Source organism: Pseudoroseomonas cervicalis, assembly GCF_030818485.1.
Classification (GTDB): domain Bacteria; phylum Pseudomonadota; class Alphaproteobacteria; order Acetobacterales; family Acetobacteraceae; genus Pseudoroseomonas; species Pseudoroseomonas cervicalis_A.
On sequence record NZ_JAUTAJ010000004.1, the window covers coordinates 12,452 to 29,387 of the forward strand.

A 16,936-nucleotide genomic window follows, 5' to 3' on the forward strand; every position below is an offset into this window, starting at 1 on the left:
GATCCGGTGGCCCGGAAGGGACGGCGCCGGTTGCGGGTGCGCCGGTTGCGGGTGCGCCGGGCCAGGATGCGCCGGGCCAGGCCGCACCCGACGGGGCGGCGGCGCCGGTGGTGCTCCGGGTCGGCGGGCTGATCGACCTGCCGCCGCATGGCGAGGCCGGCTTCACCCTGGCGGCGCTGGAGGCGCTCGGCATGCGGCGTTTGCGCACCACCACTCCCTGGACCCGCGGGGTGCAGGAATTCGGTGGCGTCACCCTGGCCAGCCTGATGCAGGCGGTGCGGCCGCGCGGCGCCCGGCTGCGGCTGGAGGCGATCAACCTGTTCCGCGCCGAGCTGCCGCTCGAGGATGCCTGGCAGCGCGGCGCCTTCCTGGCCACGCGGCAGGACGGGGCGCCGATGCGCATCCGCGACCGCGGGCCGGTCTGGCTGATCTATCCCTGGTCGGCGCGGCCGGAGCTCGACATCAGCACCTATCATGAGCGCGCGGTCTGGCAGCTGCGCCGGATCGAGGTGGTCTGAGCCATGCCGGCGCCGGACGCGGCCAGACCGCCCTTCCTGCGCCGTCTGGGGCGTCTGCTGCGCGGGCGGGAGCGGCGGCTGCAGCTCGGCCTGGCGGCGGCGGCGCTGATCTTCTTCGTCTCGCTCGGCTATTCCATGCTGCAGGCGCGCGGCCAGTACCGGCTGGAGGCGCGCATGCAGCGCAGCGGGCTGTGGATGGCCAGCCACGCCGCCATCGAGGCGGCGCGCTTCGAGGCGGCGCTGCATCGCCGCCAGGCCGGCGGGCTGGACGATGCCGGGCTGCGCGAGCAGTTCGAGGTGCTCTACAGCCGCATCCTGCTGCTGCGCGGCACCGACCGGCCCGAGGAATACGCCCAGATCGAGCGGCTGCGCGCCGCCACGCCCGAGCTGCTGCGCACCATGACAGTGATGGAGGAGGGGGTGGCCCGGCTGCTGGCCGGCCAGGCGGAGGCGCTGCCGCCGCTTCTGGCGCGGCTCGGCGCGCTGCAGGACCAGCTGCGCGAGGCCAACCGCCAGCTGCATCTGGAGCGCAACCACGCCGCCAGCGAGGCGGTGTCGGGCATGCGCAGCCTGACCTGGAGCTTCATCGCCTCCGGCATCGGGCTGGTGCTCTCGGCCGGGCTGCTGATGGGGCTGCTGGTGCTGGAATCGCGCCGCGCCCGCGCCGCCAAGCGCCATGCCGAGGCCGCGGCCGAGCGCCAGGCGGAGACCGAGCGCACGCTGCGCGCGCTGATCGACAGCCTGCCGGCGATGATCAGCGCCTTCGACCGCGAGGGCCGCTTCCTGTTCATGAACGAGGCGCATGCCCGCTTCCATGGCCCCGCCGCCCAGGCGGTGCCGGCCGGCGAGCAGGCGCGGCTGGCCCAGGCGCTGGCCAGCGCCGGGCCGCTGCCCTTCCAGGAGCGCACCCTGCGCGATGCCGAGGGGCGGGAGCGCACCCTGCTCTCCACCGCCGTCGCGGTGCCGGGCTTCTCCGCCGCCGACGCGGTTTCGGCACTCCCCGCCGCTGGCGCGGCGCCGGGGCTCTCCGCCGCTGGCGCGGCGCGGGGGCTCTCCGCCACTGGCGCGGCGCGGGGCGGGCGCGGCGCCGGGCGGGTGGTGTTCATCGGCCTCGACATCTCGGACCGCAAGGCGGCCGAGGAGCGGATGCGCCATCTGGCCGAGCACGACCCGCTGACCGACCTGCCCAACCGGCTGCTCTTCGGCCTGCGGCTGAACGCCGCCCTGGCCAAGGCGCGGGCCGGGCACAGCGCCGGCTTCGCGCTGCACTGCCTGGATATCGACCGCTTCAAGTCGGTCAATGACCGGCTGGGCCACCCGGTGGGCGACCGGCTGCTGGTGGCGGCGGTGGAGCGCATCCGCTCCTGCCTGCGCCGCGCCGACACGCTGGCGCGCATCGGCGGCGACGAATTCGCGGTGATCCAGGCCGATGTCAGCGGCCCGCAGGACGTCACCACCCTGGCGGCGCGGCTGGTGAAGGTGATGCAGGCCCCGTTCCGCATCGATGGCAGCCTGATCGAATCCGGCCTCAGCATCGGCAGCGCCATCGGGATTGTGCATGGCGGCCACGCCGAGCTGCTGCAGCAGCGCGCCGATGTGGCGCTGTACCGCGCCAAGGCGGAGGGGCGCAGCGGCGCCGTGCTGTTCGACCCCAGCATGGAGACGGCGCTGCAGCAGCGGCGCGAGATGGAGGGCGAGCTGCGCCGCGGCCTGGAGGCCGGGGAGCTGCACCTGCTCTACCAGCCGAAATTCTGCATCGCCAGCGGCCGGCCGATCGGCTGCGAGGCGCTGCTGCGCTGGGACCATGCCGGGCGCGGCGCCATCCCGCCGGCGCTGTTCGTGCCGGTGGCCGAGGAGGCGGGCATGGCGGCGACACTCGGCCGCTATGTGCTGCGCGCCGCCTGCACCCAGGCGCTGCGCTGGCGCGAGGCCGGGCTGGCCATGCCGGTGGCGGTCAATCTCTCGGCCATGCTGTTCGCCTCCGACCAGGCGGTGGCGCTGGTGCGCGAGGCGTTGGCCGAGAGCGGCCTGCCGCCCGACCTGCTGGAGATCGAGCTGACCGAGGGCGTGTTCATCCGCAATGCCGAGGCGGCGCGCGCCGCGCTGCAGGCGCTGCACCAGCTGGGGGTGCGGGTGGCGCTGGATGATTTCGGCACCGGCTATTCCTCGCTGGCCTATCTGCAGCGCCTGCCCTTCGACGTGCTGAAGATCGACCGCGCCTTCGTGCGCGACCTGACGGCGCCGGAGCACAACAGCATCCGCATCGTCGAGACCATCCTGCGCCTGGCGCATGGCCTGGGCGCCACGGTGGTGGCCGAGGGGGTAGAGACGCCCGAGCAGCTCTCGGCGCTGCGCCGGCTGGGCTGCGACGCGGTGCAGGGCTTCCTGCTGGGCCGGCCGATGCCGCCCGAGGCGATGGCGGCGCTGGCGCGCGGCGCCGGGGTGGAGCCATTGCGCGGCGCCGGGGTGGAGCCGTTGCGCGGCGCCGGGGCGGAGCCGCTGCGCCACGCCGGTGGCGAGGCCGCGGCCGCCCCCGGGGCGAAGGCGGGGGCGGAGGCGGGGGCGGAGGTCGGCGCGGAGAGCGCGGCAGGGACCGGCGGCGCGGCGCCGGAGGCCGGCGCCCGGGCGTGCTGCGATGCGCCACGCACTTGACACTCCATGAACGCCCCCTTACGAGCCGTCCAGCCTTCCGGCGGGGGGACCGCAACGGGAGCAAGGGTGAACGAACGCGACGATTTCGATGCGCGCCTGCGCGAGGCCCGGCAACGCCGCGGCCTGGACAAGGGCGCCGATGACGCTGCCGGAGGCGGCCCTGGCGGGCTGCCCGGGGGCGCGTTGCGGATCGGCCTGCGGGCGGGGATCGAGGTGGTGTCGGCCCTCATCGCGGGGGCGGGGATCGGCTGGCTCCTTGACCGCTGGCTCGGCAGTTTTCCCTGGCTCTTCCTGGTCTTCTTCGTGGTGGGTGGTGCCGCGGGGGTGCTGAACGTCTACCGACTGTTCAGCCCCCGGCGCGGCGCGCGCAGTTAGCACCGGATACGGGAGAGCCGCAGTGGCCGCCGAAGGCAAGACGATCGACGCGCTGAGCCAGTTCGAGCTGACGCACGCCTTCGGGCCGATTGGCGCGGCGGTGAACTTCACCCAGTCCAACGCCCATATGCTGGCCGCCTGCGTGGTGATCGTGCTGATCATGGCGATGGGCATGGCCCCGCGCGCCGTGGTGCCGGGCCGCTTCCAGGCCCTGGCCGAGACCTTCTACGAATTCGTCGAGAACCTGGTCACCGGCCAGGTGGGGCATGAGGGGAAGCGCTACTTCCCCTTCGTCTTCGCCCTGTTCATGTTCGTGCTGTTCGGCAACGTGATCGGCCTGCTGCCCTACGCCTTCACCTACACCAGCCACATCGCCGTCACCTTCGGCCTGGCCTTCCTGGTGTTCCTGGTGACGACGATCGTGGCGCTCACGCTGCACGGCAAGAAGTTCTTCGGCTACTTCTTCCCCGAGGGCGCGCCGCTCTGGCTCGCGCCCATCATCGTGCCGGTCGAGGTGGTGTCCTACCTCTCCCGTCCGATCAGCCTCTCGGTCCGTCTGTTCGCCAACATGGTCGCCGGCCACGTGCTGCTGAAGGTGTTCGCCACCTTCGTCGTGCTGCTGGGCGGCCTCGGCATCGTCGGGCCCGTCGTCGCGGCGCTGCCGCTGACGGTCAACGTGCTCCTGGTGGGGTTCGAGCTCCTGGTCGCCTTCCTGCAGGCCTATGTGTTCGCCATCCTGACCAGCATCTACCTGCACGACGCGGTGCACCTGCACTGACGGGGTCAGTCCCCACAAGGGGGCCACGTCTTTCCAGGACCCGCGTCTGGCGGATCAACATCAGATCAGCGAAGGGAATCTTCTGATGGAACTCGTGCTTGCTGCTAAGGCCATTGGTGCCGGCATCGCCGTCCTCGCCCTGTTCGGCGTGGGCCTGGCCCTCGGCAACATCTTCTCGACGCTGATCGCCTCGGTTGCCCGCAACCCGGCCTCGCGCGACACCGTCTTCCCGATCGGCATCCTGGGCTTCGCCCTGACGGAAGCCGTGGCGCTGTTCGCGCTGCTGATCGCCTTCCTGATCCTGTTCACCTGATCCCGGCTGGCGCGCGGGCCCGTCCCGCGCGCCATCGGATTGTCGGCCCGCCAGCTGGAGGGCCGAGCAGGATGAGCAGCCCGAGGACGCAGATGATGAAGCCCGGAAACACCCTCACCGCCCGGCTGGCGCTCGCCACGCTGGCGATGGCCGCCTCCACCACCGCCGCCTCCGCGGCCGAGGGCATGCCGCAGCTCGACTTCGGCAACCCGCTGATGCTGGCGCAGGTGGTCTGGCTGCTGATCATCTTCGGCGTCTTCTACTACGTGCTGTCCAGCATCGTGCTGCCGCGCGCCGCCTCCGTGCTGGAGGAGCGCCGCAGCCGCATCGAGGGTGACCTCGACGCCGCCCGCGCCGCCAAGGCCGAGGCCGATGCCGCCATGGCCGCACACCAGGCCGCGACCGCCAAGGCGCGCGCCGAGAGCCAGGCCGCCATCACCGCCGCCACCGAGGCCGCCCAGGCCGATGTCGCCGCCCGCAGCGCGGCGCTGAACGAGCGGCTGAACCAGCAGATCGCGAGCGCCGAGGCGCGCATCGCCGCCGCCCGCGACGCCGCCATGGGCGCGCTGCGCGAGGTGGCCACCGACACCGCCAACGCGCTGGTGCAGCGCCTGACCGGCAGCAGCAACGAGGCCGCCGTGTCCGCCGCCGTCCAGCGTGAGCTGGCCGCGCAGGGCAAGGCATAAGAGCCGGGCGAGAGGAGGGCAGCATGCACCACTACGAGCATTTCTGGCTGGACCCGAAATTCTGGGTCGCCGTCTCCTTCGTCATCTTCGTCGTCCTGCTGGGCCGCACGATGTGGGCCAAGGCGACCGAGGCGCTGGACGCCCGCGCCAACAAGATCCGCGCCGAGCTGGATGAGGCCGCGCGGCTGCGCGCCGAGGCCGAGGCGATGCGCCGCCAGGCCGAGGCCGACCGCGCCGCCGCCGCCGCCGAGGCCGAGGCCATGATCGCCCGCGCCAAGGCCGAGGCCGAGCGCCTTGCCGCCGCCGCGGCCGCCGATGCCGAGGCCTCCGCCAAGCGCCGCGAGCGCATGGCGATGGACCGCATCGCCGCCGCCGAGGCCGGCGCCGTGGCCGAGGTCCGCCAGGCCGCCGCCAGCATCGCCGCCAGCGCCGCGCGGGAGGTGATCGCCACCACCCTCGACGCCACCGGCGACGCGAAGCTGATCGACCAGGCGATCTCCGACCTGCCGCGCGCGCTGCGCGCCGCCTGATACCGCCTTCTCCAGGCCGGGATGAGCAGCGGGGGCCCTTGGGCCCCCGTTCGCGTTTTGCCTGCGCGCCAGCGTGGGACTAAAGGGGGAAGCAAGGGCGGGGGAAAGCCTTCCCCCGCGCCCCCTTCTTCTCTTCCAGGTCCGGCGGGCGCTGCCCGCCGGCGGGTCAGGAAACACCGTGCCCGATACCCACGCCCCGGTCCGCTACGTCGCCAAGAACATGCGCCTCGATCTGCGGCTGATCGCGGAAATGATCGCGCCCGGCACCCGCGTTCTCGATATCGGCTGCGGCGATGGCGCGCTGCTGGAACATCTGGAGCGCGAGAAGCACGCCGATGCCCGCGGCATCGAGATCGACATGGACCAGGCCACCGCGGCCGTCGCCCAGGGGCTGGCGGTGATCCATGGCGATGCCGACAACGACCTGGCCTTCTACCCCGACGGGGCGTTCGACTATGTGGTGCTGTCGCGCACGCTGCACGCGGTGGAACGCCCGCGCGAGGTGCTGCGGCAGATGCTGCGCATCGGCCGGCACGCCATCGTCTCCTTCCCCAATTTCGGCCATTGGGAGGTGCGGATGAAGCTGCTGCTGACCGGCCGCATGCCGATGACCGAGACCTGGGGCCGCCCCTGGCACGAGACGCCCAACATCCACCCCTGCACCATCCTGGATTTCTTCGACCTCTGCGCCGGCGATGGCTACCGGGTGGAGCAGTGGCTGGCCGTCGATGAGCGCGGCCTGCGCGCGCCCTGGAAGCGCTCGGTGCGGCTGGCGAACCTGTTCGGCGAGCAGGCGCTGTTCATGCTGACGAAGGGCTGAAGGCGGGTGCCGAACTGAAGGCGGGGTCCGGGGGGACCCTGTCCCCCCGGCCTTCCCTTACTGCATCGCGCCCCGCGCGGTGATCGGCCACAGGCATTCCACCCGCCCGTTGCGCACGCCCACGAACCAGTCATAGCGGTCGATGGTCGGGTCGCAATGGCCGGGCACCAGGCGCAGCTTCTCGCCCAGCTTCGGCGCCGGCCCGTCCTCGGCCAGCAGATTGCCATGCTCGTCCGAGGCGCCGGCATAGCGCAGCCCGGGCCGCTGCCAGACCTTGGGGAAGCCCGAATCGGTCGGCGCCGCCTTGTGCCCGGCATCCAGCACGGCGAAGCCCTGGCGCGGCGCGCTCATCACCTGGGCCAGCACAAACAGCGCATGGCGGAAGGGCGGGGCGTCCTCATTGGCGGCGTAATCCGCATCCATGAAGGCGTAGGAGCCGGCCTGCACCTCGTTGTAGACGCCGCTCGCCGCCTCATGCGGGAAGGTGCCGGTGCCGGCGCCGCCCACGATGGCGCAGGCCAGGCCCTGCTGGCGCAGCTGCTCGACGCTGCGGCGGGTCTGCCCGATGGCGGCTTCGATGGCAGCGGCGCGGCCCTCCGGGCTGCGGATATGCTGGGCGCTGCCGTGATAGGCCTGCAGCCCGCCGAAGATCAGATGCGGGCTGGCGGCGATGCGGCTTGCCAGCGCCACCGCCTCCGGCCCCGGCGCCACGCCGCAGCGGCCGGCGCCGACATCGATCTCCACCAGCACCGTGGCGCGCTGGCCGGCGGCCTCGGCCGCCTGCTCGATCAGCGCGACGCCGGCGGCATCATCGGCGCAGAGCGCCACCTTGCTGATGGCCGACAGCGCCAGCAGCCGGGCCAGCTTGCGCGGCGAGACCACCTCGTTCGAGACCAGGATGTCCGGCACGCCGCCCCAGGCGAGCGCCTCGGCCTCGGCCACCTTCTGCACGCATTGCCCGACCGCGCCGCGGCGCATCTGCTGCAGCGCGACCACCGGGGATTTGTGCGTCTTGGCATGGGCCCTGAGCTTCGCCCCCGTCGGCGCCAGGAAGGCCGCCATGGCGTCCAGATTGGCCTCGAAGGCGTCGAGGTCGAGGATCAGCGCCGGGGTGTCCACCTCCTCCTCGCGCATGCCGGGCTCGGCGGGGGGGCGTTGCAGCATGAGGCGGCCTTTCCTGCACGGCAGCGATGCCGAATTGTCACCATTCCCACCCTGGCGAGGGCGGCCCTGCTGCGTCACATGCGGCGCTGCACGACTTTTCGGGCTTCTCATGGACCGCACCTCGCCGCAAGGCATCCTGCTGGCCTTCCTGGCCTATGCCGCCTATGCGGTGAGCGACGCCTCGGTGAAGCTGCTGCATGGCAGCCTCAGCGCCTATGAGGCGGTGTTCTTCGGCGCGCTGTCCGGCGTGGTGGCGCTGCCCTTCCTGAAATCCCGCGGCGAGAGCTATCTGGGCATCTTCCGCGCCCGCAATGGCTGGATGTGGCTGGTGCGCGCCGCCGCGGCGCTGACCGGCAGCCTGGGCAGCGTCACCGCCTTCACCCATCTCTCGATGGCCGAGGCCTTCTGCCTGTTGTTCCTGATGCCGAGCTTCGTGACGCTGCTCTCCGTGCTGTTCCTGAAGGAGCCGGTGGGCTGGCGGCGCTGGTGCGCGGTGATCCTGGGCTTCGTCGGTGTGCTGATCGTGCTGCGGCCCGGCTTCCGCGAACTGAATATCGGCCATGTCGGCGCCGTGGTGGGCGGGCTGTCGGGGGCCGTCACGGTGGTGATGATGCGCGCCTATGGCCGCAGCGAGACGCGGCTGTCGCTCTATGGCGCCGGGCTGATCGGGCCGATTGTCGGCTGCGGCCTGCTGATGCTCCCGGATTTCGTCTGGCCGACGCCGATGCAATGGGTCTGGGTGCTGGGCTATGGGCTGCTGGCGGCGCTGGCCAATATCCTGGTCATGCTGGCCTCGCAGCGCATCCCGGCCAGCCTGGTGGCGCCGGCGCAGTACAGCCAGATGCTGTGGGCGATCGGCTTCGGCTATTGGGTGTTCGGCGACCATCTGGAGCCGATCATGGCGCTGGGCGTCGCCATCATCATCCTGTCGGGCGTGATGACCTTCCTGCGGGAGAAGGTGCGCAAGCCGAAGGGCTGGGCGCGGGCGCCGGCGGTGCATCCGCAATAGGGCGCAGGGGGGCCTTCGGGCCGGTGATGCGGCCTTGGTCGCCCGGGCTGCGGCACTGGCGTGGAAGCCCGCTTCCTGCCTCCTGATTCTCCCCTTATCGTTGCACCAGAGCCGGATGGAGCCGGGGGATGCGCAGGGGTCTTTCCGTCGCGGCAATCATCATCGGCGGTGTCGGTATGCTACCGCTCATCCCGGTGCTGCTGCTGCAGACGCCGCTCTATGCCTATGTGCCGGAATTCGTTTTCTTCCGCATCGAGCACTATCGGGCGCTCGCGGGGGTTTTCTTCCTGCTGGTGGCGCCGTGCCTGCTGCTGGCGGGCCTCATCCTGCTTCAGCCGAATGACAGGCGCCGCTGGCTGGTGATGATCTGGGCCGTGGGGGTTTGCGCCGTGACGGCGCCGTTCGGCATCGGGTTGATGCTCTGCATCCCCGTCCTGATCTGCGTGCTTCTGCCGATCATGCTGCGGTTCCGCGCCAGCGGCGCGGCCTCGGATTGACCGCCCGGTCAGCCCGACCCTGGCTGGCCTCGCCAGCCCCCTGATCGCGGGGGCCGGGGGGATCGTATCCCCCCGGCGGGTGTCCAGGGGGCAGCGCCCCCTGGCCAGGTCTCTCAGTGCCCCGCATTCTCCCCCGAGAAATCCGGGGCTTCCAGGCCGGACGCGGTCACCTGCTCCGCCAGCAGCGCCTTCAGCCGCTCCAGCCCGGCCTCGGTCTTGGCCTCGGCGCGGGCGACCAGCACGGCCTGGGTGTTGGAGGCGCGCAGCAGCCACCAGCCATCCTCGGTCAGCACGCGCACGCCATCGACATCCTGCACATTGGCGCCCGACTGGGCGAGGCGCTGCTTCACCTCCTGGATGACGCCGAACTTGCGCTCATCCGGGCAGTCGAAGCGCAGCTCGGGGGTGTTGATGACCTTGGGCAGGGCGTCGCGCATGGCGGCCAGCGACTGGTCGGCGCGGGCCACGATGCCGAGCAGGCGCACGGCGCCGTAGAGCGCGTCGTCGAAGCCGTACCATTTGTCGGCGAAGAAGATGTGGCCCGACATCTCGCCGGCCAGCGGCGACTTGGTCTCGGCCATCTTGGCCTTGATCAGGGAGTGGCCGGTCTTCCACATCAGCGGCGTGCCGCCGGCGGCGGCGACCTCGTCGAACAGCACCTGGCTGGCCTTGACGTCGGCGATGATGGTGCCGCCCGGATGCGCCTTCAGCACGTCGCGCGCCAGCACCACCAGCAGCTGGTCGCCGAACAGCATGTTGCCCTCGCCATCGACGGCGCCGATGCGGTCGGCGTCGCCATCGAAGGCGATGCCGAGATCGGCGCCCTCTTCCTTCACCCGCGCGATGATCTGGGCGAGGTTCTTGAGGACGGTCGGGTCCGGATGGTGGTTCGGGAAATTGCCGTCGATCTCGCCATTGATGACGCTGTGCTGGCCGGGCAGCTTCTGCACCAGGCGCTGGGTGATCTCGGCGCCGGAGCCATTGCCCGGATCCCAGACCACCTTCAGGGCGCGGTCGCCGCCATCATAATCCTGCACCAGCCGGGCGAGGTAGGCGTCGGAGACATCGACCTTGGTCGAGCTGCCGGAGGCCTCGGGCACCACATCGCCCTCGGCGGCCATGCGGCCGATCTCCTGGATCTGCTGGCCGAAGAAGGGCTTCTTGCCCAGCATCATCTTGAAGCCGTTGTAGTCCGGCGGGTTGTGGCTGCCGGTGACCATGACGGCGCCATCGGCGCCCAGCTCATAGGCGGCGAAGTAGAGCATCGGCGTCGGGCCGCAGCCGATGCGCGCGACCTCGAGGCCGCAGGCGACGAGGCCGGCGACCAGCTGCGCCTCCAGCTCGGGCGAGGAGAGGCGGCCATCATAGCCGACCGCGACCTTCTTGCCGCCCTGGCGCGCGACGATGCTGCCGAAGCAGCGGCCGATGGCGAAGGCGTCCGCGCCGGAGAGGGTTTTGCCCACCACGCCGCGGATGTCGTATTCGCGCAGCGAGGTGGCGTGGAAGCTGTGGCGGAAGGCGGTCATCCGGGGATCCTTGTCAGGGACGTCCGAGGGAAGGGCGGGCCAGGACGGCGAGGATTGATGCAGAACGGCGCGGCCTGTCCGGGCCGCGCCATCGCGAAGGGCCGGTCACACGGCCGGGCGGCCGGGCGTGGCGGGTCGCCGCCACGCCGCGCGCCTCAGACGTATTTCGGCAGGAAGTCGTGCACCGCCTGGGCGATGTCCGGGCGCTGCAGGGCGAAGGCGATCTGCGCCTCGAGGAAGCCGACCTTGTCGCCGCAATCGAAGCGGCGGCCCTCATAGCGCAGGCCGTGGAAGGGCTGGGTGCCGATCAGCTTGGCCATGGCGTCGGTCAGCTGCACCTCGCCACCGGCGCCCTTTTCCATCATCGCCAGGAAGGGCAGCACCTCGGGCATCAGCACGTAGCGGCCGATGACGGTGAGGTTGGAGGGGGCGTCCTCCGGCTTCGGCTTCTCCACCAGGCCCTTGACCGAGACCAGCTTGCCCTTGTCCTCGGCCACGTCCAGCACGCCATACTTGTTGACGCGCTCCATCGGGACTTCCTCGATGGCCACGACATTGCCGCCGGTCTCGTAATAGGCCTCGGCCAGCTGCTGGGTGCAGGAGGTCTTGCACAGCATCAGGTCGTCGGGCAGCAGGATGGCGAAGGGGTCGTCGCCGATGAAGGAGCGGGCGCACCAGATGGCGTGGCCGAGGCCCATGGGGACCTGCTGGCGCACCGTGGTGATGCTGCCCGGCATCTGCGCCTGGCGGCGGAGATCCTCCAGGATGTCGAGCTTGCCGCGCTCCTGCAGGGTGCGCTCCAGCTCATAGGCCACGTCGAAATGCTCGACGATCGCGGTCTTGCCGCGGCCGGTGACGAAGCAGAACTGGTCGATGCCGGCGGCGCGCGCCTCTTCCACCGCGTACTGGATCAGCGGCTTGTCGACGACCGGCAGCATCTCCTTGGCCAGCGCCTTGGTGGCGGGCAGGAATCGCGTGCCCAGGCCGGCGACCGGCAGCACGGCCTTCTTCAGGGGTTTCGTCACTCAGCAGGTCCTCCTGGCTGGGGTCGCATCATCAGGCCACCCGGAAGCGGCGGAACTAAGGCTGTCCTGACGGAGAGCATTGCCACGCCGTTAACGGTTGGGCAATTGATCGGCCCGAGCCAAAACGATGAACTTCACCCGAGCAGAAGATCGCGCGCCCGGTTCAGTTGCGCCGCGAGCTCGGCATTTCCGCCATGGTCGGGATGGGCGTGCCGCATCAGCCGCCGATGCGCCGCCCGGATTTCGTCCGGTGAGGCGCCTTCGGCCAGGCCGAGCAGGGCGAGTGCGGCGGCGCGGTCCATCGGCGCGTCGTCCGCGGCGGGGGGCGGCGTCGCGCGCCAGCCGGGATGGGCGCGGTCCAGCCAGGCTTCCAGCAGCGGCAGGCTCTCGGCATCGGCGGCCTGGCAATCAGCCAGCAATTCCAGCAGCGCGGGCAGGTCCAGCTCGGCCAGTTCGCGCCCGGTGAAGCGGCCGCGCTTCACCCGGCCGGAGAGGGTGCCGCTGGCATGGTCGAGGCGCATCGCCAGGGTGGGCGTTTCGAGCGTGCTGGTCTGCGGCGGCGGCGCGCGCATCTGCCGTGCGTTGCGCCAGCGCCGCCACAGCGCATGCGCGGCGGGCGCCAGGATCAGCAGCAGGGGCGCGGCCTGGACCAGCCGCCCGGCGATCGCCAGCAGCGGCACCAGGGCCAGGGTCAGCAGCACCAGCAACCCGCCCAGCACAACCATCAGCACGCCGCCATAGCGCCGAACCTGGGCGGTGCTGGCGCTGACAAAAAGATGCGCCAGCAGGCCGAGCAGCAGCAGCAGGCCGACGATGCCGAGCAGCCAGGGCATGGCGCGGCCTCAGCGCGCCGGGGGAGGGAGCTGGGCCAGCAGGCTGCGCGCTGCCGGGCCGGGCAGGCGGGACAGCGCCGCATGGCCGCCGGCGGCATAGACGGCCACCGCGCGCAGCAGCTCCGCCAGGCGCGCCGCGCTGCCGGGGCCGAGGCTGTGATGCGCGCCGCCCGAGAGCTGGGCGATCTGGCGGAAGGTGGCGGTCGCGGCCGGATCCTCGCCTTCCTGGAAGACAAAGACCGGCACCTGGCGCAGGCCGAGCTGGCCGGCGGCGTGACAGAGCGGGTCGGGTGCCTCCTCCATCGCGTCGCCGACGAAGACCAGGGCGGCCAGCCGCTCCTTCGCCGCCTGGGCGAGGGCGTGGTGCAGCAGCGCGCCGATCTGCGTCATGCCGCCGAGGCAGGTGATGCCGGCCATGCGGCGGGCCAGCTCCGCGCCATCCTCCAGGAAGGGGGTGGCGGCGAATTCCGCATGGCCGCGATAGTAGGCGAGCTGGATGGCCAGGCCGCCATGCGACGCGGCGGCCAGGAACATCTCGGCCTGGAGCTGGCAGGCGCGGTCCCAGCTGGGCTGGCGGCTGGCCGTGGCGTCGATGCCGAAGACCAGCCGGGCCGGGCGATGCGCCGTGGTGCGCAGCGCCGGCACCGCCTCCACCTGCTGGAGGAAGGCGGCGATCGCGCCGGTGGTGGGTCGGGCCGGTGGTTGCGCCATGCGGGGAAGATGGCCCCGCAGGGGCGCGATGTCACCGCCCCGGGGCAGCGGAAGGCCGCCCCCGCACCACCCGTGCCGCTTCCGGCCTGCCGCGTCCCACTTGGAAACGGGACGGCGGCAGCCCGAAAGAAATACAGCCCGAAAGAATCAAGCCTGGGCGGAGGCGAGGGCGGTCAGGTTGGCGATGCCGCGCGCGGTCACGCTCGGCACCAGGACGTGGATCGGCTTGTTCATGCCGAGCAGGATCGGGCCGAGCTGCAGCCCGTCCGCCGCCGCCTTCACCAGGTTGTAGGCGATGTTGGCGGAATCGAGGTTCGGCATGACCAGGAGGTTGGCCGAATCGGTCAGCCGGCTGTCATGCACCGCCTTGTCGCGGATGGCGGGGACGAGCGCCGCATCGGCATGCATCTCCCCATCCACTTCCAGATCGGGGGCGGCGGCCTGGATCAGGCGCAGCGCCTCGCGCATCTTGCGGGCCGACGGCGCCTGGGAGGCGCCGAAGGAGGAGTGCGAGAGCAGCCCGACCTTGGGCACCATGCCGAAGCCGCGCACCTGCTCGGCCGCCAGCAGCGTCATCTCGGCCACCTGCTCGGCGGTCGGGTCGACCAGCAGATGGGTGTCGACGAAGAACAGCGTGCCGGCCGGCAGGATGACGCCGGTCAGCGCATAGACGCGGTTGACGTCGGCGCGCTTGCCGATGACGTCGAAGGCCTGGTGCCAGTGGCGCATCCACTCGCCCTGGCCGCCGACGATGGCGGCGTCCACCTGGCCGGTCTCCAGCAGCAGGGCGGCGGCGACCGTCGGGCGGGTGCGGACGAAGCGGGCGCAGGCATCGGGCGGCACGCCGCGGCGATTGACCTTGGCGCGGTACAGCTCGACCAGCGGGCCGAACACCTCCTTGTCCTGCTCGGGGTCGAGCAGGCGCACGCTCTCCTCCAGGTCCATGCGCAGGCCCATGGCCTTCACCTTGGCCTCGATGACGTGGCGGCGGCCGATCAGCACCGGCTCGGCCATGCCGTCATCCAGCACGGACTGCACGGCGCGCAGCACGCGCTCATCCTCGCCCTCGCCGTAAGCCACGCGCTTCGGCGCCTTGCGGGCGGCGTGGATGACCGGGCGCATCAGATCGCCCGAGCGGTAGACAAAGCGCTCCAGCGTCTCGCGATAGGCGGCGAAATCGGTGATGGGGCGGGTGGCGACGCCGGAATCCATCGCCGCCCGCGCCACGGCCGGGGCGATCTCCAGGATCAGCCGCGGGTCGAAGGGCTTGGGGATGATGTATTCGGGGCCGAAGACCGGGGCATGGCCGCCATAGGCCGCCGCCACCACCTCGGAGGCCTCGATGCGCGCCAGCCGGGCGATGGCCTCGACGGCGGCGACCTTCATCGCCTCGTTGATGGTGGTGGCGCCGGCATCGAGGGCGCCGCGGAAGATGAAGGGGAAGCAGAGGACGTTGTTGACCTGGTTCGGGTAGTCCGACCGGCCGGTGGCCACGATGGCGTCGGGGCGCGCGGCGCGCACCGCCTCGGGCAGGATCTCGGGCTCGGGGTTGGCCAGCGCCAGCACCAGCGGGCGCGGGGCGAGCTTGGGCAGCCATTCCGGCTTCAGCACGCGCGGCGCGGAGAGGCCGAGGAAGACATCGGCGCCGGGCAGCGCGTCCTCCAGCGTGCGCGCCTCGGTCTCGCGCGCGTAGCGGTCCTTGTAGGGGTCCATCAGCTCGGTGCGGCCGACATAGACCACACCCTTGATGTCGGTGACGGTGATGTTCTCGCGCTTCGCGCCCATCGCCACCAGCAGGTCGAGGCAGGCCAGCGCCGCGGCGCCGCCGCCCGAGGTGACGATGCGCGCCTCGGCCAGCGTCTTGCCCTGCAGCAGCAGCCCGTTGCGCACGGCGGCGGCGACGATGATGGCGGTGCCATGCTGGTCGTCATGGAAGACCGGGATCTTCATCCGCTCGCGCAGCGTCTGCTCGATGATGAAGCACTCGGGGGCCTTGATGTCCTCGAGGTTGATCGCGCCGAAGGAGGGTTCGAGCACCGCGACCGCGTCGATGAATTTCTGCGGGTCGCGCTCTTCCACTTCCAGATCGATGGAATCGATGCCGGCGAATTTCTTGAAGAGGACCGCCTTGCCTTCCATCACCGGCTTGGACGCCAGCGCGCCGATGGCGCCGAGGCCGAGCACGGCGGTGCCATTGGTGATGACCGCGACCATGTTGCCGCGGGTGGTCATGTCATAGGCGGCGCGGGGGTCCTCGGCGATCGCCTCGCAGGCGGCCGCGACACCGGGCGAATAGGCCAGCGCCAGGTCGCGCTGGGTGGCCATGCGCTTGGTGGCCTCGACGCTCAGCTTCCCGGGGCGGGGCAGCCGGTGATAGTCGAGAGCGGCTTTGCGAAAATCCTCGTCCATTGGCACCTCCGTGCCCCGGACGATGACGGAGCCGGTGGCGGGCCACAAGGGACCTGGACCGGATGGCAAGCGGGGCGATTAGGGAAAATATGCGGCCAAGAAGATTCGAACTTCCACGGGGTTGCCCCCACCAGCACCTCAAGCTGACGCGTCTACCATTCCGCCATGGCCGCACAATGGTCATATCGACAGGGTCGGGCGTATAGCCGATGCGGCCCGGCCCGGCAACGCCCCGTGGCGAAGTTCCGGTGGATATTTCGCCGGGATGTGCCATCTCCGCCGCATGACGACCCAAGACCTGCCCGCCCCCGCCGACACCCCCGCCGCCGCGCCGCCGCCGGAATGGCGCGTGGCCGAGGGGCTGACCGACTACCCGGCGGCGCTGGCCGAGATGCGCGCCCGGATCGAGGCGATCCGCGCCGGCCAGGCGGCGGAGCGGATCTGGCTGGTCGAGCACCCGCCCACCTACACCGCCGGCACCTCCTCGACGCCCGAGGGGCTGGTCGATCCGCGCTTCCCGGTGTTCCAGGCCGGGCGCGGCGGGCAATGGACCTATCACGGCCCCGGCCAGCGCACCGCCTATGTCATGCTGGACCTGAACCGGAAGCACGGGCCCGTGCCGGCGCGCGACATCCGCGCCTATGTGCACGGGCTGGAGGAATGGGTGATCCGCGCCCTCGACCGCTTCAACATCCGCGGCGAGCGGCGCGAGGGGCGCGTCGGCATCTGGGTCGCCGATGGCGGGCGGGAGGACAAGATCGCCGCCATCGGCGTGCGGGTGACGCGCTGGGTCACCTGGCATGGCATCGCCATCAATCTGGAGCCGGACCTGTCGCATTTCGCCGGCATCATCCCCTGCGGCATCCGCCAGCACGGGGTGACCAGCCTGTGGAAGCTCGGCGTCACCGCCACGATGGAGGAGCTGGACAGCGCGCTGAAGGGCGCCTGGGGCGAGGTGTTCGAGACCCCTGCGCCCGAGGAAGCGGTGGCCGAGGCGGCGCTGCGCGGCGCCGTCTGACGGGCGGCTCCGGGGCAAGGCAGGGCGGTTTTCGCGGTCCCGCGAATTGCCCTCCCCCTCCACCCGTGGGAT

At 71.5% G+C, this 16,936-nt stretch carries 17 protein-coding genes and 1 tRNA gene; 11 read left to right on the forward strand and 7 right to left on the reverse strand.

The window, feature by feature from the left end:
* Positions 1-107 precede the first annotated feature (107 nt).
* The 8 genes from QE401_RS03875 to metW all read left to right on the forward strand — a co-directional run bounded on the left by QE401_RS03875 (position 108) and on the right by metW (position 6,672).
* Complete coding sequence (locus QE401_RS03875; RefSeq protein WP_307136954.1) at positions 108-518, forward strand: putative pterin-binding protein; 411 nt, start codon at positions 108-110, stop codon at positions 516-518.
* 3 nt (positions 519-521) lie between these two features.
* Entirely contained in the window at positions 522-3,170 is a 2,649-nt protein-coding gene (locus QE401_RS03880) for a putative bifunctional diguanylate cyclase/phosphodiesterase (protein WP_307136955.1), read from the forward strand.
* A 66-nt stretch (positions 3,171-3,236) separates the two neighbouring features.
* Positions 3,237-3,545 (forward strand): AtpZ/AtpI family protein, encoded by a 309-nt coding sequence (locus tag QE401_RS03885; RefSeq protein ID WP_271135949.1) that lies wholly within the window; start codon positions 3,237-3,239, stop codon positions 3,543-3,545.
* Between the two features lie 22 nt (positions 3,546-3,567).
* Positions 3,568-4,323 carry a F0F1 ATP synthase subunit A gene (locus QE401_RS03890; RefSeq protein WP_307136956.1) on the forward strand — a complete coding sequence of 252 codons (756 nt, stop codon included), beginning with the start codon at positions 3,568-3,570 and terminating at the stop codon, positions 4,321-4,323.
* 85 nt (positions 4,324-4,408) lie between these two features.
* On the forward strand, positions 4,409-4,636 hold the full coding sequence (locus QE401_RS03895) for an ATP synthase subunit C family protein (protein ID WP_007434456.1): 228 nt from the start codon (positions 4,409-4,411) through the stop codon (positions 4,634-4,636).
* A gap of 71 nt (positions 4,637-4,707) precedes the next feature.
* Positions 4,708-5,322 (forward strand): F0F1 ATP synthase subunit B family protein, encoded by a 615-nt coding sequence (locus tag QE401_RS03900; RefSeq protein ID WP_307136957.1) that lies wholly within the window; start codon positions 4,708-4,710, stop codon positions 5,320-5,322.
* 23 nt (positions 5,323-5,345) lie between these two features.
* The gene (locus tag QE401_RS03905) at positions 5,346-5,852 is read left to right on the forward strand and encodes a F0F1 ATP synthase subunit B family protein (protein ID WP_307136958.1); all 507 of its coding nucleotides are present in this window, start codon (positions 5,346-5,348) and stop codon (positions 5,850-5,852) included.
* Between the two features lie 220 nt (positions 5,853-6,072).
* On the forward strand, positions 6,073-6,672 hold the full coding sequence (gene metW / locus QE401_RS03910; protein ID WP_307140178.1) for a methionine biosynthesis protein MetW: 600 nt from the start codon (positions 6,073-6,075) through the stop codon (positions 6,670-6,672).
* 57 nt (positions 6,673-6,729) lie between these two features.
* Here the strand turns inward: metW and QE401_RS03915 are convergent, their stop codons facing one another.
* The gene (locus QE401_RS03915; RefSeq protein WP_307136959.1) at positions 6,730-7,836 is read right to left on the reverse strand and encodes a DSD1 family PLP-dependent enzyme; all 1,107 of its coding nucleotides are present in this window, start codon (positions 7,834-7,836) and stop codon (positions 6,730-6,732) included.
* A 109-nt stretch (positions 7,837-7,945) separates the two neighbouring features.
* Here QE401_RS03915 and QE401_RS03920 point away from each other — a divergent pair, with 109 nt between their 5' ends.
* Positions 7,946-8,845 (forward strand): DMT family transporter, encoded by a 900-nt coding sequence (locus QE401_RS03920; RefSeq protein ID WP_307136960.1) that lies wholly within the window; start codon positions 7,946-7,948, stop codon positions 8,843-8,845.
* A gap of 128 nt (positions 8,846-8,973) precedes the next feature.
* Positions 8,974-9,342, forward strand: a complete 369-nt coding sequence (locus QE401_RS03925) for a hypothetical protein (RefSeq protein WP_307136961.1) — start codon at positions 8,974-8,976, stop codon at positions 9,340-9,342.
* Positions 9,343-9,455: 113 nt separating this feature from the next.
* Here QE401_RS03925 and pgmG read toward each other — a convergent pair whose 3' ends face one another.
* The 6 genes from pgmG to QE401_RS03955 all read right to left on the reverse strand — a co-directional run bounded on the left by pgmG (position 9,456) and on the right by QE401_RS03955 (position 16,019).
* Complete coding sequence (pgmG, locus tag QE401_RS03930) at positions 9,456-10,868, reverse strand: phosphoglucomutase/phosphomannomutase PgmG (protein ID WP_307136962.1); 1,413 nt, start codon at positions 10,866-10,868, stop codon at positions 9,456-9,458.
* Positions 10,869-11,023: 155 nt separating this feature from the next.
* Complete coding sequence (galU, locus tag QE401_RS03935) at positions 11,024-11,893, reverse strand: UTP--glucose-1-phosphate uridylyltransferase GalU (protein WP_307136963.1); 870 nt, start codon at positions 11,891-11,893, stop codon at positions 11,024-11,026.
* A gap of 134 nt (positions 11,894-12,027) precedes the next feature.
* A complete protein-coding gene (locus tag QE401_RS03940) occupies positions 12,028-12,726 on the reverse strand; it encodes a J domain-containing protein (protein WP_307136964.1) in 699 nt (232 codons plus the stop codon).
* 9 nt (positions 12,727-12,735) lie between these two features.
* Complete coding sequence (locus QE401_RS03945; protein ID WP_307136965.1) at positions 12,736-13,437, reverse strand: vWA domain-containing protein; 702 nt, start codon at positions 13,435-13,437, stop codon at positions 12,736-12,738.
* A 147-nt stretch (positions 13,438-13,584) separates the two neighbouring features.
* Positions 13,585-15,846 (reverse strand): NADP-dependent malic enzyme, encoded by a 2,262-nt coding sequence (locus QE401_RS03950; RefSeq protein WP_307136966.1) that lies wholly within the window; start codon positions 15,844-15,846, stop codon positions 13,585-13,587.
* Between the two features lie 90 nt (positions 15,847-15,936).
* Positions 15,937-16,019, reverse strand: a tRNA-Leu gene (locus QE401_RS03955).
* A 110-nt stretch (positions 16,020-16,129) separates the two neighbouring features.
* Between QE401_RS03955 and lipB the strand changes: the two genes are divergently transcribed.
* Positions 16,130-16,864 carry a lipoyl(octanoyl) transferase LipB gene (gene lipB / locus QE401_RS03960; RefSeq protein WP_307136967.1) on the forward strand — a complete coding sequence of 245 codons (735 nt, stop codon included), beginning with the start codon at positions 16,130-16,132 and terminating at the stop codon, positions 16,862-16,864.
* The last annotated feature ends 72 nt before the right edge of the window (positions 16,865-16,936 follow it).